This is a genomic window from Stenotrophomonas sp. Ps181, from assembly GCF_025697425.1.
Lineage (GTDB): Bacteria > Pseudomonadota > Gammaproteobacteria > Xanthomonadales > Xanthomonadaceae > Stenotrophomonas > Stenotrophomonas sepilia.
In genome coordinates, this window is the sequence record NZ_JAHWBI010000009.1 from 51619 (window position 1) to 66860 (window position 15242).

The 15242-nt window shown below is 66.3% G+C and carries 10 protein-coding genes; 3 read left to right on the forward strand and 7 right to left on the reverse strand.

Translation table 11 applies throughout. The features are described 5' to 3' along the window. Positions 1-1467, forward strand: coding sequence for an amidophosphoribosyltransferase (gene purF / locus KXV01_RS18270; protein ID WP_049414284.1), 1467 nt, complete (start codon positions 1-3; stop codon positions 1465-1467). A gap of 9 nt (positions 1468-1476) precedes the next feature. After that, positions 1477-2301, forward strand: coding sequence for a ferritin-like domain-containing protein (locus KXV01_RS18275; RefSeq protein ID WP_049414282.1), 825 nt, complete (start codon positions 1477-1479; stop codon positions 2299-2301). 67 nt (positions 2302-2368) lie between these two features. On the opposite strand, the gene KXV01_RS18280 is transcribed toward KXV01_RS18275, so the two are convergent. Beyond that, positions 2369-3826, reverse strand: coding sequence for a DUF2235 domain-containing protein (locus KXV01_RS18280; RefSeq protein WP_111097344.1), 1458 nt, complete (start codon positions 3824-3826; stop codon positions 2369-2371). Positions 3827-4051: 225 nt separating this feature from the next. Here KXV01_RS18280 and KXV01_RS18285 point away from each other — a divergent pair, with 225 nt between their 5' ends. After that, the gene (locus tag KXV01_RS18285; protein ID WP_111097343.1) at positions 4052-5305 is read left to right on the forward strand and encodes a M12 family metallo-peptidase; all 1254 of its coding nucleotides are present in this window, start codon (positions 4052-4054) and stop codon (positions 5303-5305) included. Positions 5306-5359: 54 nt separating this feature from the next. Here the strand turns inward: KXV01_RS18285 and lpxH are convergent, their stop codons facing one another. From lpxH to ppk1, 6 genes are all read right to left on the reverse strand, one after another. After that, the gene (lpxH, locus tag KXV01_RS18290; protein WP_099495919.1) at positions 5360-6106 is read right to left on the reverse strand and encodes a UDP-2,3-diacylglucosamine diphosphatase; all 747 of its coding nucleotides are present in this window, start codon (positions 6104-6106) and stop codon (positions 5360-5362) included. Positions 6107-6198: 92 nt separating this feature from the next. Then, entirely contained in the window at positions 6199-6738 is a 540-nt protein-coding gene (locus KXV01_RS18295; protein ID WP_049417416.1) for a phosphatase PAP2 family protein, read from the reverse strand. Beyond that, a complete protein-coding gene (locus KXV01_RS18300; RefSeq protein WP_049438746.1) occupies positions 6719-7864 on the reverse strand; it encodes a glycosyltransferase family 1 protein in 1146 nt (381 codons plus the stop codon). Before KXV01_RS18300 ends, KXV01_RS18295 begins: the two co-directional genes overlap by 20 nt. A 172-nt stretch (positions 7865-8036) precedes the next feature. After that, positions 8037-10961, reverse strand: a complete 2925-nt coding sequence (locus KXV01_RS18305; protein ID WP_049417418.1) for a TonB-dependent receptor — start codon at positions 10959-10961, stop codon at positions 8037-8039. A gap of 317 nt (positions 10962-11278) precedes the next feature. Then, entirely contained in the window at positions 11279-12805 is a 1527-nt protein-coding gene (gene ppx / locus KXV01_RS18310; protein WP_049417419.1) for an exopolyphosphatase, read from the reverse strand. A gap of 346 nt (positions 12806-13151) precedes the next feature. After that, positions 13152-15239 carry a polyphosphate kinase 1 gene (gene ppk1, locus KXV01_RS18315; RefSeq protein ID WP_049417420.1) on the reverse strand — a complete coding sequence of 696 codons (2088 nt, stop codon included), beginning with the start codon at positions 15237-15239 and terminating at the stop codon, positions 13152-13154. Positions 15240-15242: the final 3 nt, after the last annotated feature.

Sequence of the window (15242 nt, forward strand, 5' to 3'; positions counted from 1 at the left end):
ATGTGTGGCATCGTCGGAATCGTCGGCAACCAGAACGTCGCCGGGCAGTTGTATGACGGCTTGACCGTTCTCCAGCACCGCGGCCAGGACGCGGCAGGTATCGCCACCGCCAATGGCAGCCGCCTGCGGGTGCAGAAAGCCACCGGCCTGGTCCGCGATGTGTTCGACGCCCGCACCATGTCCACGCTGGAAGGCAGCGTCGGCATCGCGCACGTGCGCTATCCGACGGCAGGTTCGGAAGGCATGGACGAGGCACAGCCGTTCTACGTGAATTCGCCGTACGGCATCGCGCTGGCCCACAACGGCAACCTGATCAACACCGAGGCGCTGCGCCAGCAGGTGTTCGAACAGGACCGTCGCAACGTCAACACCGATTCGGACAGCGAAGTGCTGTTGAACGTGTTCGCCTACGAACTGGAGCAGCAGCGCCAGCTCAGCCCGGAAGCCGCGATCCGCGCGGTGGCCGGCGTGCACCGCCGCTGCAAGGGCGGCTATGCAGTGGTCAGCGTGGTGCTGGGCCTGGGCCTGGTGGCCTTCCGCGATCCGCATGGCATCCGTCCGCTGGTGCTGGGCAAGCGCAGCCATGCAGAAGGCGACGAGTACATCGTGGCGTCCGAGTCGGCGGCACTGGACGTACTGGGTTTCCAGCGCGTGCGTGACGTGCAGCCGGGCGAAGCGCTGGTGATCACCGCGCGCGGCGAGCTGTTCTCGGAAATCTGCGCCGAGCCGGCCGAGCACACCCCGTGCATCTTCGAATACGTGTACTTCGCGCGCCCGGATTCGATGATCGACAACGTCTCGGTGCACAAGGCGCGCATGCGCATGGGCATCAAGCTGGGCGAGAAGATCCTGCGCCTGCGCCCGGACCACGACATCGACACCATCATCCCGATCCCGGATACCTCGCGCGATGCCGCGCTGGAGATCTCCAATGTGCTTGGGGTGAAGTACCGCGAAGGCTTCATCAAGAACCGCTACATCGGCCGCACCTTCATCATGCCGGGGCAGGGTGAACGCGTGAAGTCGGTGCGCCGCAAGCTCAACCCGATCCACCTGGAGTTCCGCAACCGCGTGGTGCTGCTGGTGGACGATTCGATCGTGCGTGGCACCACCAGCCAGCAGATCGTGCAGATGGCCCGTGATGCCGGCGCGCGCAAGGTCTACCTGGCCAGCGCCGCGCCGCCGGTGCGCTACCCGAACATCTACGGCATCGACATGCCGGCGGCCGAAGAGCTGGTCGCGCACAACCGCACGGTGGAAGAGATCGAGGCCCACCTGGGCTGCGACTGGCTGATCTACCAGGACCTGGAAGACATGGAAGCGGCGGTGAGCGAAGGCAACCCGGCGCTGCGCAGCTTCGATTCGTCCTGCTTCAACGGCCACTACCCGACCGGTATCGAGCCGGGCTACTTCGAGCGCATCCAGCAGTTGCGTTCGGACGATGCCAAGCACAAGCGCCGCGCCTGAGGATCAGGCGTGGTGGATGTGCCCGACGTTGGTGGCGACCTGCTGCGTGCTGCGCAGCAGTGCCTGGCTGAAGCCGATCCGCTGCGCAAGGTCGCATTGACCCAGGCGTATGCGGCCGCGTTCCGTGCCGGTCGCCTGAAGGTGGCCGCGGATGCGCCGCCGCCGGATCCGATCTGCATGCCGGGGCGTCCGGGACGACTGGTGCTGGTGCATCCGCGCGAGGTGCCACGGCGTGGACTGGGCGGCGTGGAAGGGCGGGCTGCCTTCATCCACGCCATCGCCCATATCGAGCTCAACGCGATCGACCTGGCCTGGGACGCGGTGTACCGGTTCCGGGGCCTGCCGTCGGCGTTCCACGCCGATTGGGTCAGCTGTGCCGATGACGAATCGCGGCATTTCATGCTGCTGCGCGAACGCCTGCAGGTGCATGGCCACGACTATGCTGATTTCCCCGCGCACAACGGTCTGTGGGAAATGTGCGAAAAGACCGCGCATGACGGCCTGGCGCGCATGGCCCTGGTACCGCGCGTGCTGGAAGCGCGCGGCCTGGACGTCACCCCGGGCATGATCGAGAAGCTGCGCAATGTCGGTGATGGCGAAACCGCCGATGTACTGGAGGTGATCCTGCGTGAGGAAGTGGCGCATGTTGCCGCCGGTTCGCGCTGGTATCGCTGGTACTGCGACCGCGCCGGTGTGGAGCCGCGCGCGCGTTTCAAGGAGCTGCTGGTGGAGTACGCCGGCGGCTACCTGCATGGGCCGTTCAACATGGAAGCGCGCCTGCTGGCCGGCTTCGACGCCGATGAGCTGGCCAACCTGGTCGAACAGGCCGGTTGAAGAAAAGGGGACGGAGGGGATTAAGTCGTTTGTGGCACAAACGACTTAATCCCCTCCGTCCCCTTTTTCATGCGTTGGGCAGCACCACGCGCTTGCCATCCACGGTGGGCCGGTTGATGTAGAACAGGCCGGGGCCGGGCCGGTACGGCAGCTCGCTGACGCCGGCGTCGGCAGCGTAGGTCAGTGCGGTGTCGCCCAGCGCGTCGAAGTTCCAGTGCGCCGACTGCATCAGGTAACGCCGCCGCAACAGCGCCTCCTGGGTTTGCGTCAGTGGCTGTCCGGCCACCAGTCGTCGTGCGATGGGTTGCAGGGCGGACGGCAGCTCCCAACCGGGGACTGCGTTGGCATTGGCCGTCCATTGCACGCCGGCATCGATGGCATGCTGCTGCATCACCTGAAGCGCGATCAGCTGGTAGCGCCAGTCGATGCGCCGGCGCAACACCACGGCGGCCGTCACGTACAGCACCGGTGACAGCAGTACGCTGCGGCTGCCGGCGCGACGCTGTTGCTGCCACTGGTGCCAGACATCCACCCAGACTTCTCTTTCGTCCAGGCCCAACTGCTGCCGCCAGCGCTCGGCATCGGCCTGTGACTCGGCGTAGGCCGTGGTCGCCTGCAGGATCGCCAGCGGTGGCGTCTGGTACTCGGCCACGCTCGGGCGGCGCAGCAGCTGCCGGCGCGGGCGACTGAGCAGCTTGGGCCCTTCTTCGAGCTGGTTGTAGCCGCCGCCGATGTTGGCGTGTACGCCGGGCAGGGCGATCTCGGTGAACGCTGGCGCCACGCTGGTCAATGGATAGTGCTGGCGATGCTCGTCACGCGCGCTCAGTTGCAGCACCTGCCTGGCAACGCCTGCATGCAGCGCGAGATGAGGTTGTTCGTCGGCACGGCCACCGCTGACCGCAACCACCGTGTCGAACAGGCCGATGAAGCGCAGCGGCGGATCGGCCGGGGCGAAGTCCGTTGTGCAGGACAGGCCAGCGGCCTGCAACAGCTGCCGCCAGCGGGTGCGATCCCAGGCCTGCAACTGGTTGGCCACATCGCGCGCGGCGGCCGCACCCCGTGAAAAGCCGAACAGATCCAGCTGCACGCCACGCAGTGGTCGCTGCCAGCGCGTAGCGAGTGCACTCAGTGCCGCCGGCAGCAGCACCTGCAGCGCCCGCTGCACTTTGGCGCGCACACCGCTGGCGCCAATGCCGAACGCCAGTCCGATCAGGTCGTCGTCGGCGTCATTGCGGGTACCGACACCTTCCACGTAGATCGACAGGGAGGGGCGCGCCGATGTCCCGCTGCGGCTGTCCGGGTACAGCTGCTGCAGGCGGGCGATGTTGGTCAGGCCATTGTCGTAGCTGCTGGTCAACCGGCTCTGGTAGGTCGAATCGTCATCCGCACGCAGCTGCGCCGGGCGCGGCTGCGGCGGCTGGGGCCTGCCACGGGCCAGGTTGTGTGCGTTGTTGCGGGTGCCATCGAAGAACAGCCCGATCCGCAGCAAGCCGACATCTTCGTCCGTGTCCAGCGATGGTGCCATGTGCATTCCCCGTCGTGGCTGCGTCACGGTAGCGTGAAAGCGGTGTATTGGCGATGTGTAGTGACGCTTTTGACCTTACTTAACCCAGATGCGGTCGATCACAAATCCTGATTTTCACTTCTCTCGCCTATTGAATTCACACGCCCCGCGCAGGCCATATGGCCGAACCCGGCAAACCGGGTCGTGCTGCATCAACGCTGTTCACATCATTCAAGGAGCGACGCAATGTTGTCCAGATCGATTGGCAAAGCGGCAGGTGGCCTGGTGTTGGGTTTGTCGGTGGCAGCGGCCGCGCATGCGGCACCGTTGTTCGAGCCGGTGACGGTCATCAGCCGCGCATCGGCAAACAGCGAGTCCGCACTGGGCAAGCTGCTGGCCACCCCGTCCACGGCGACGGTACAGGAAGTGCGTGTCGATGCAGCCGCCACTGCACAACCGCAGCTGGAATTCGAACTGCTCGGCCAGCGGGTGCAGGCGGTGCGCAGCAAGGTCGAAGCACTGCCCGATGGCGGCAGCATCTGGTACGGCCAGTTTCGTTCGCCATCGGACAAGCTGACCGCGGCCACCTCCAACGGCCAGGACGACCCCGGCAATTCGCTGATCCTGGTGCGCTCGGGCGACACCATCACCGGCTCGATCCGCAAGGAGGGAAAGCTGTATCGCCTGCGCCCGTTGGGCAACCGCCACGTGCTGGTGGAAGTGGATGAATCGCGGATGCCGGCCGACCATCCGGCCGACTACAACCAGCTGCCGAAGATCCCGATGGGCAACAACGATCGCATCGGCATCGCGCAGGCTTCGTCCGGTACGCCGGCGACCATCCGTGTGCTGGTGGTGGCGACCAATGCCGCCGTCGCCGCCTATGGTGGCAACATGCAGTCGCTGGTGCAGCTGGCGGTGGCCGAGTCCAACCAGGGCTACGGCAACAGCAATGTCGGCCTGACGCTGCAACTGGCCGGTTACGAGACCACCAACTACAGCGAGTCCGGCAACTTCACCACCGACCTGTCGCGTTTCCGTGGCACCAGCGACGGCTACATGGACAGCATCCACACCAGCCGCAACACCACCGCGGCCGATGTCGGCGTGCTGCTGATCAACAACAGTGCCTACTGCGGCCTGGCCTCGGGGATCGGCTCGACCGCGTCGACAGCGTTCGCGGCGGTCTACTGGGATTGCGCGACCGGCTACTACTCATTCGCGCATGAGATCGGCCACCTGCAGAGCGCGCGGCATGACATCGCCACCGACCCGAGCACATCGCCCTACGCCTATGGCCACGGCTACCGCTATGAGCCGTCCAGCGGCACCGGCTGGCGCACGATCATGGCCTACAACTGCACCCGCAGCTGCCCGCGCCTGAACTATTGGTCCAACCCGAACATCAGCTACAACGGCATCCCGATGGGCAACGCCAGTACCGCCGACAACCAGCGCGTGCTGGTCAACACCAAGGCCACCATCGCGGCCTTCCGCTGAGTCTGTACTGTCCGCGGCCGCCTTGTGCGGCCGCGGATTTCCTGCCGGCGGGAATTACCCGCGGGGCAGGGTATCCAGCGACCAGCCATTGGCATCCACGCGCAGCACCGAGCCCTGTTCGTACCAGTCGCCGAGCACGATGCGGGTGCGGTCGCGGCCGCCGGCCTGCAGCGTATGGATGGCCGGGCGGTGGGTATGGCCATGGATCATGGTGTCCACGCCGTGGCGGACGAAGGTGGCATCGACTTCGGCCGGAGCCACGTCGGTGACGGTTTCGAACTGTGCACGATCGCCCTGCTTCATTTCCGACTGGCGGGCCTGGCTGGCCTCGCGCGCCTTCTGCGCGAAGGCGATGCGTGCGGCCAGCGGCTGCGACAGGAACTGCGCCTGGAACACCGGGTCGCGGGTCTGTGCACGGAACTGCTGGTAGGGGATGTCATCGGTGCACAGCAGGTCACCATGCTGCAGCAGCACCGGGCGGCCGTACAGCTCGATCACGCACGGGTCGGGCAGGATGCGCAGGCCGGCACGGCGCGCGTAATCCTCACCAAGCAGGAAATCGCGGTTGCCGCGGATGAAGTAAACGGGCACGCCGCCGTCGGACAGCACCTTCAACGCATCGGCCACCGCATCAGCGGCCGGAGAGGGCGTGTCATCGCCGATCCAGGCCTCGAACAGGTCGCCGAGGATGTACAGCGCATCGGCGCCGGGCGCCTGCTCGCGCAGGAAGCGCAGGAACAGGTCGGTGATCTCCGGACGGCTGGGGTCCAGGTGCAGGTCGGAAATGAACAACGTGGTCATGCCTGCATTCTAGGCCATCAAGGATGATGGTAGCGCCGCGGGAGCGGCGGGGTCGGATCCCTTTCCGGCGGAAAGGCGATCTGATCCCTGGGCTACACCGGCAGCGGCAGCCAGGTCAGGCTGGCCGAAGCCAGCAGGACGGCGATGCCCGTGGCGGCGAGCACGTCGGAAGGATAGTGCAGGCCCAGCACCACCCGCGACAGCCCGACACCGAGGGTGAACGGCACCAGCAGCGGCGCCAGCCACGGGTAGTAGGCCAGTGCCACGATGGTGAACGACACTGCGTGCAGGGTGTGCCCGGAGGGGAAGCTGAATTCGTCCAGCGGTGCCACCCAGGCGCGGATGCGAAGATCGGCCGCGTAAGGCCGCGGGCGCCGCGTCCAGCGCTTGAGGCCCTTGTACAGCAGCAATGCGGCCAGGCCGGTGGCGGCCATGTGCACCGAGGCGCGCAGGCCATCGAAGCCATCCAGCACCACCAGCGCGGCCATCAGCACATACCAGAACACGCCATCGCCGAGACGGCTGATGACCGAGAACAGGCGGCGCACGCGGCGGCGCCGGCAGTAGTGATTGGCCCGCCGGCACAAGCGCGCCTCGCGCCCTGCCAGCAGTTCAAGCGGCGTGGTGCGCATGGCCGCTCCTCCGCGACTGCGCAAGCTCGGCCAGCAACGCATCGAACTCGGCCACCACCTGCTGTGGATGCAATCGCTTCATCGCGCGCGCGGCATTGCCGCCCAGTTCGTGGCGTTTCGCGTCATCGGCGGCCAGTTGCACGGCGGCCTCGATGAACTGCTCGTCGCTGTCCACCGCTGCGCCGTTCTCGCCGTTGCGCAGGTACTCACGCGCGGCGCCGTAGTCGAAGGCCACGGTGGCCACGCCGCTGGCCATGCTTTCCAGAGTCACGTTGCCGAAGGTCTCGCTGCGGCTGGGGAACAGGAACAGATCGCCGCTGGCGAAGTGGCGGGCCAGCGCATCGCCGCGCTGGATGCCACAGAAGATGAAATCGGGATTTTCATGTGCCAGCTTCTCGCGGGCCGGGCCGTCACCCACCCATACAAAGCGTGCCTTGGGCCGGATCTGCTGCAGGCGGCGGAATGCCTTCACCGCCAGGCCGAGGTTCTTTTCGGCAGCGATGCGGCCGACATGGATCGCCACCAGGCCGTTGCCATCCACGCCCCATTCCTCGCGCAGCGCGGGATCGCGCCGGCCCGGATCGAACTGCTGGCTGTCCACCGCACGGGCCAGCAGACGCACGCGTTCGAAGCCCTGTTCGCCGAGGAACTGCTGCAGTTCGCGGGTCGGCACCAGGGTAGCGTCCGCCTGGTTGTGGAAGCGGCGCATCCAGCGCATGGCCGCGGCCTGCAGCCATGCCACGCCATAGTCGGGCAGGTACTCGTCGAAGCGGGTGTGGAAGCCGCTGGCGACCGGGATACCGAGGCGGCGTGCGGTACGCAGTGCCGACCAGCCGAGTGGACCTTCTGTGGCGATGTAGACCGCATCAGGGCGCTGATTCTGCCAATGGCGGCCCAGCCGGATCGGGGCTGGCAGGCCGAAGCGCAGGCCGGGGTAGCGGGGCAGGGCAGCGCCGGGAACCAGCAAGGTGCCGGGTGCCGAATCCAGCGCTTCGGTGGACTGGCGGGGGCGGACGAGGTCGATCTCGTGTCCGGCTGCACGCAGACCCTGCTCCAGGCCCTGTACGGTGAGGGCGACGCCGTTGACTTCCGGCGGATAGGTCTCGGTGACGATGGCATAGCGCATGGCGGGCCTCCCGGTTTCCGGCATGCTCGGCCCTGGCGATGTAGCCGACATGACCGCATTGCGACCGCCAGATGACGGTGGCACCGGCGACCGCATCGGCGCTGCGGCCAACAGAAAAAACCACGGCCCCGAAGGGCCGTGGTCCTGGTGCTTCATGTCACAGCGCGATGGATCAGAAGCGCTGCTGGTACTTCATGTAGACGAAGCGGCCGATGTCGTAGCCACCATAGTACGAGAAGGCCGAGTTCGGCTTGCTGTACATGACCGGGCCGTACTTCTCGAACACGTTGTTGGCACCGACCGACACGGTGGCATCCCACGGCAGCGAGTAACGCACCTGCACGTCGTGGAAGGTGACCGCGCCGCGCTCGTTGTAGTTGCGTGCGCCCTTGTACCACGGTGCGTACACACCCGGATCCGAGCACTCGTCCGGGTACAGCGCGATGTTCGAGCAGGTTTCCTTCACGCCCGAATAGTAACGCGCGGTCCAGCTCGCGCCGAAGTTGCCCCGCTCGTAGCCCAGCACCAGGTTGGAACGGACGCGGAAGGCGCTGCCGATGCCGTTGGTGACGATCGGGACGATCGAGTTGTCGTTGGAGGTGCGGTAGGTGGCACTGGATACGTAGGTGGTGGCCGAGTTCACGTTGAACTTGCCGAACCGGGTGTCCAGACGGTAGCTCACATCCAGGTCGTAGCCTTCGGTTTCCATGAAGCCCGCATTGCGGTTGCCGAACTTCAGATTGGTCACGATGCCGGTCACCGGATCACGCTGGAAGCGCGAGCAGCGCGCTTCGATACCCGACTCGTAGCAGTCCTGCAGGATCTGGGTCGGCGTGTCGGCGATGATCGTGTTGTCGATGCGGATCTTCCACCAGTCCAGCGAGGCGTTGAAGCCCTGGATGAAGCTCGGGCTCCAGACCAGGCCCAGGGTCTTGCTGGTCGAGGTTTCCGGCGTCAGCAGCGGGTTGGACCCGGAGGTGAACGGCACCGGCGTCGCGTCCGTCGACGTGTTCACCGGGGTGCCACCCTGGCGCAGCTGGCGGAAGGTATTCGCATTGGCGATGTCGCGTGCGCAACGTGCACGGACTTCCGCGCTGGAGGCCGAGGAACCGAAGCGGGTGTCGCACGGATCGCTGAACTGCGCGAAGGTCTCCGAACCACCGCCGAACAGGTCGCTGATGGTCGGTGCACGGAAGCCCTCGGCCCAGGTGCCACGCACCATCAGCGAGTCGATCGGCTTCCACTTGAAGCCGAACTTGCTGTTGAGCGTGTTGCCGAAGGTGTTGTAGTCCGAGAAGCGGGTTGCGCCATTGAAGGTCAGTTCCTTCGCGCCCGGCAGGTCGGCCAGCACCGGAACGTTCACTTCCAGGTAGGCCTCGTTGACGGTGTAGTCACCGCCGGTCGGGCCTGCGGCCAGGTTGGTGGTCGCGCCGGTCTGGGCCAGGGCATCCGGGGTGTACTTGCCTTCTTCCTTGCGGCTTTCCACGCCGAACGCGAAGCCCAGGTCGCCAGCCGGCAGGGTCACGATGCTGCCAGCGATGTTGGCAAAGAAGTTCTTGGAGGTGGTGCGGCCCTTGGTGATCTCTTCCGGGAACAGCCACGCCTGCAGTTCTTCGTTGCCGTACAGGCCATCGGCCGCCGTCGTGCCGTACGGCACCAGCGGGTTCCACGGCTTGCACACGTCATAGGAGATCGGTGCAGCGGCGGTGCCGCACTGCACCTTGCCGGTGGCGGCGTTGTAGAACGACGGGCCGACGCCGCCAGCGACGCGACCCTTGTGCAGGTTGCCGGTCGCCACCGATTCCAGTTCATTGCGGTTGTACTGGTAGCCCACTTCCCAGTCGAAGTAGCGGCTGCCGATCTCGAACGAACCGTCGAACGACGCCACCGCGCGGTAGGTCTTCAGCTCGCTGGTGGTCACGCGCGGCACCTCCCAGGTGCGGCGGTTCCAGGCCACGGCGGTCGGGGTGGCATACCCGTGCTGGCGGCCGAACGGATTGAAGTAGCTGTTGATCGACATCGAGCCGACACCGGCGGTGCTCGACTGCAGCGGATAGCCCGCGATCTGGCGGGTGGACTCACGCTGGTTGTAGCCCAGCTCGGTGCGGAAGTTGACGTTGTCGGTGATCTTGAAGCGGCCGTCGAAATAGACCGAGTCGCGCTTGACCGGATACATCACGTGCATCTGGTCGTTGGCGTTGCTCACGTCACCGGTGAACGGCGTGCTATCGGTGAGGTGGTAATTGGCCGGGTTGGTGGGATCCGCGCCGCGGTTGAGGGAATAGCCGCAGCCCGCAGTGGCGGTACAGCCCGGGCCGCGCAGACCGGTGAACTGGCCGTACTGGCTGATCGTGGTCCAGTTGCTGCTGTCGTACGGATGGCGATCGGTCATGCCGTACTTGCTGAAGCCGCGATCGCGCGCCCACACGCCCTTCTCTTCGGCATGCTCGGCGGACAGGGTCAACGACACGCGATCGTTGCTCCAGCCGGCGACCACGTCGAAGCGGTCACGCGCGCCGTCGCCCTGGCTGTACTGGCCGTGGTAGACGTTGGCAGTCACACCGGTGACATTGGAACGGGTGATGATGTTCACCACGCCGGCCATGGCGTCGGAGCCATAGATCGCAGAGGCGCCGTCCTTCAGCACCTCGATGCGTTCCACGGCGGACACCGGCAGGGTGGAGATGTCCTGGTAGCCGGACGTGCTGATGCCCAGGCGCTTGCCGTTGACCAGCACCAGGGTGCGCTGGGTGCCCAGGTTGCGCATGTCGATGTAGGTGCCGCCCGCGTTCTCGCCTGCGGTCAGCGCATTGGCGCGGCTGATGGTCGGGCTGCCCATGGCGGTGACGTTCTGCAGGATGTCGGCAACCGAGCTGAAACCCTGCTTTTCGATGTCGTTGCGGCTGATCGCGAACACCGGCTGTGCGGTTTCCACGTCCACCTGGCGGATGCGCGAGCCGGTGATCTCGATGCGGTCGAGGTTGGTCGGGTTGGCGTTGCTGCCTTCCTGGGCAAACGCGGGCAGCGCCGCCAGCGCTGCAGTGGTAGCCAGGGCGTAGCGGATGGCCTGCCCCAGTGCGGTGGTGCGTGAAGTCATGGCGAGCTCTCTCTCTCAGGTCGTGCACAGGACGCCAAAGTGGGCGTCGAAGGAGCCAGCTGGGTTGATGACCGAGCCGGCGACCCGATAGTAGTCTCGTTAGTTAATACTCTGTAAAGGGTTCGTATCAATTTATGTCACGCGGCCGCGCCAGCCTTCACAAAACGTGAACAAAAGCAGGCGCTTACGTGATGGCAGCGATTGCCCACAGCGCGCCGTTGTGTTGCGAAGCAGCACAAAAAACCGCCAGACTGCGCAAAGTGGGAGTGGGAGATTCGTCACCCCAGTTGTCCTGTGGACAACAGCGGACGGCGTATTCAGGCCACGAACGGACGGAACTGGATGCCCAGCCCGGCGATGCCATCGGTCTCGCCGATCAGGTCCGCGCGCAGCAGCGGACGGGCATCGATGAACGCCTGCGGCACGATCAGCGACAGCCGGTTATCGTCGGCGGTCAGTTCCAGCGCCGGCAGCGGATCGTCTTCGTGGGCGCGGTTGAGCAGCACCGCCAGCCGCAGCAGCGCCGCGAGCCGGCGCGCGGTCAGCAGCAGGCGTTCGGGCAGGGCGTCGAAGGCGGTCTTGGCCACGCTGCGGCGGTGGCTGCGCACCAGCGCCGCCAGCATCTGCTGCTCCTGGCGCGAGAAGCCGGCGATATCCGAGTGTTCCAGCACATAGCTGCCATGCACGTGGTAGCCGCTGTGCGCGATCATCAGGCCCAGCTCGTGCAGGCGCGCGGCCCAGCCGAGCATGCGCGCATCGTCGGCATCGAGCCTCCAGCGCTCCTGCACCTGTTCCAGCAGGGACAGCGCGGTGTCCTGCACGCGCTCGGCTTGGACGGTATCGATACCGTAGCGCTGGCTCAGTGCAGCCACCGATTCGTCACGCAGGTCGTTTTCGCCGGCGCGGCCGACGATGTCATACAGGATGCCTTCGCGCATCGCCGCCTTGCTGACCAGCAGCTTCTGCAGGCCCAGCGCCTGGAAGGCCGCTTCCAGCACCAGGATGCCGCCGGCGATGATCGGGCGGCGGTCGCTGGACAGGCCCGGCAGCTGGATGTCGTCGATCTTCTTGGCCTTGAGCAGTTCATCGCGCAGCTGCGGCAGGGCCTCGGCGGTGATGGCGCCCTTGCTCAGCTTCATCGTCGCGCAGATCTCGCTTATCGCCTTGTGCGTGCCCGAAGAGCCCAGCGCTTCCTGCCAGCCCAGCGCGCGGTACTTGCTGGCGAAAGGCTGGAACTCGCGGCCAATCTCGGCCAGCGCGTCCTTCCAGCGCTTCTTGCTCAGCTTGCCGCCGGGAAAAAAGCGCCGGGTGCTGGCGATGCAGCCGGCCTGCAGGCTTTCGCGCTCCAGGGTCTGCATGCCCATGCCGATGATGAACTCGGTGGAGCCACCGCCGATGTCGATCACCAGCCGGCGCTGCCCGGGCTTGGGCGGTTGCGCGTGGGCCACGCCCAGGTAGATCAGGCGCGCTTCTTCGCGCCCACTGACCACTTCGATGGCATGCCCCAGTGCGGTTTCGGCCGGTACCAGGAACGACTGCGGCGAGCGCAGCTGGCGCACGGTGTTGGTGGCCAGCGCGCGCACCCGGTGCGGCGGCACATTGCGGATGCGCTGGCCGAAGCGGGCCAGGCATTCCAGTGCACGTTGGCGTGCAGCGGAAGAGAGACCCCCCTTGCCATCCAGGCCATCGGCCATGCGCACCGTCTCGCGCAGGCGGTCGATCACCCGCAGCTGGCCGAGCGTATAGCGCGCGATGACCATGTGGAAACTGTTGGAGCCAAGGTCGATGGCGGCCAGCAGGTCGCCATCCTGCAATGCGGGCGGAGTCGTGGTGGTGTGCGGCATGGACGAATGTTAGCCGAAGGGGCGGTGTGCTCGTCACCGCGCGGCCTTCACATGTTGGAAGAGGGGAGTGCGGCAGGGCTGCGCCCTGCACCTGCCGAAGCATCAGCAGCAGGCTATCCGTGGGATGGCGGGGTGCGTCCGATGGCAGGGGACGCCGTGAACCCGTCCATGGGGGCTTGGTCGCCCGCATCCATGCGGCTCACGCCCCTGCCACCGGACCCACCCCGCCTTCGACAGTTCTCTGCGATCTGCCGGACGGCGTTCTGCGCTGCTGTTGGTGGGTGTCGACCTTGGTCGACACAGTGGATGAATCCAAACGCGCCGACCAAGGTCGGCACCTACCGGATCAGAGCCCCTGCATCAACGCCATCTGTGCCGAATGCGGCGCTTCGTCGTGGGCCGGGGCACGCTTGTGGTAGATGCCGTCGGCATCCAGCTCCCAGGCGTTGAGGTTGTCGTCAAGGTAGTTCTGCAGGACTTCGCGGTAGACCCGCTTGGCCAGTTCCGGATCGAGGATCGGGAAACAGGTCTCGACCCGGCGCAGCAGGTTGCGTTCCAGCCAGTCGGCGCTGGCGCAGTACATCTCCGGCGCGCCGTCGTTGCCGAACCAGTAGACGCGGCTGTGTTCCAGGAAGCGGCCGACGATCGAGCGCACGCGGATGTTGTCCGAGATGCCCGGTACGCCCGGTCGCAGCGTGCAGGCGCCGCGGATGATCAGGTCGATCTGCACGCCGGCCTGCGACGCGGCGTACAGCGCGCGCACCACCTGCGGTTCGTTCAGTGCGTTCATCTTGGCGATGATCCGCGCCGGGCGGCCGGCGGCGGCGATGCGCGTCTCGCGCTCGATGCGGCCGAGGATCCCGGTGTGCAGGGTGAAGGGCGACTGCAGCAGGCGCTTGAGCTTCATCTTCGACGCCAGCCCGGACAGCTGCTGGAACAGCAGGTGCACGTCATTGCCGATGTCGGCATCGGCGGTGATCAGGCTGATGTCGGTATACGCGCGGGCGGTGCCGCTGTGGTAGTTGCCGGTACCCAGGTGCACGTAGCGGCGCAGCTTGCGGCCCTCGCGGCGCACGATCAGCAGCATCTTGGCGTGGGTCTTGTAGCCGACCACGCCGTACACCACCTGCACGCCGGCTTCCTGCAGGCGATCGGCCAGGCCGAGGTTGGCTTCTTCGTCGAAGCGGGCGCGCAGTTCGACCACCACGGTCACGTCCTTGCCGTTGCGCGCGGCCTGGATCAGCGCATCGACGATCAGTGAGTCCTTGCCGGTGCGGTACAGGGTCTGCTTGATTGCCAGCACGTTCGGATCGATTGCCGCCTGCCGGATCAGGTCCAGCACTGCGGTGAAGGCGTCGAACGGATGGTGCAGCAGCAGGTCCTGGCGCGCCACCGTCTCGAAGATGCCGTCACTGTCGCGCAGCGTGCGCGGGGTCATCGGCGGGTATTTCAGGTCCGGTTGCGCGATCAGGTCATACAGCTGGATGATACGGTTGAGGTTGACCGGGCCATCGATGCGGTACACCGCGTTCTCGGTCAGGCCGAAATTCTGCAGCAGGGTGCGCACGATCTCGCGCGGCATGTCGTGCGCGATCTCCAGCCGCACCGCCGGCCGGTAGCCGCGGTCGACCAGCTCGTCGCGCAGCGCCAGCGCCAGGTTCTCCACTTCCTCCTCGTCCACCACCAGCTCGGAATTGCGGGTGACGCGGAACTGGTAGGCACCCTGGACTTCCATGCCCGGGAACAGCTCATCGACGAAGGTGGACAGCACCGAGGACAGAAACACGAAGTTCTGCGATCCGCCCAGCTTCTCCGGCAGCTGGATGATGCGCGGCAGCGAGCGCGGCGCACGCACGATGGCCAGATGGCCGGCGCGGCCGAAGGCATCGGTGCCCTTCAGCACCACCACGATGTTCAGCGACTTGTTGAGGATCTTCGGGAACGGGTGCACCGGGTCCAGGCCCAGCGGCGACAGCACCGGCATGATCTCGTTGCGGAAGTAGGCGCGCAGCCAGCGCTTCTGGCGGTCGGTCCAGGAGTGGCGGCCGAGCACGCCGATGCCGGCCTCCATCAGCGCCGGCCGCAGCGTCTCGTTCCAGCAGCGGTACTGCTGGTCCACCAGTTCGGCGGCACGGTCATGGATGGCGCTGAGGATGGCCTGCGGGCTCATCCCGTCCGGTGCGGGTGGCAGGCCGAATTCCTGCGCGTGGCGCACGGCAGCGGCGCGGATCTCGAAGAACTCGTCGAGGTTGGTGCAGGAGATGCACATGAAGCGCAGGCGCTCCAGCAGCGGCACCTGCGGGTCCATCGCCTGGGCCAGCACGCGGAAGTTGAAATCCAGCTGTGACAGTTCGCGATTGATGTACAGCGCCGGGTCGCGCAACGGATCGTTGTCCGGGCTCACGGGGAGGGGGAGGGATCCGAGGCTGCTCATGGC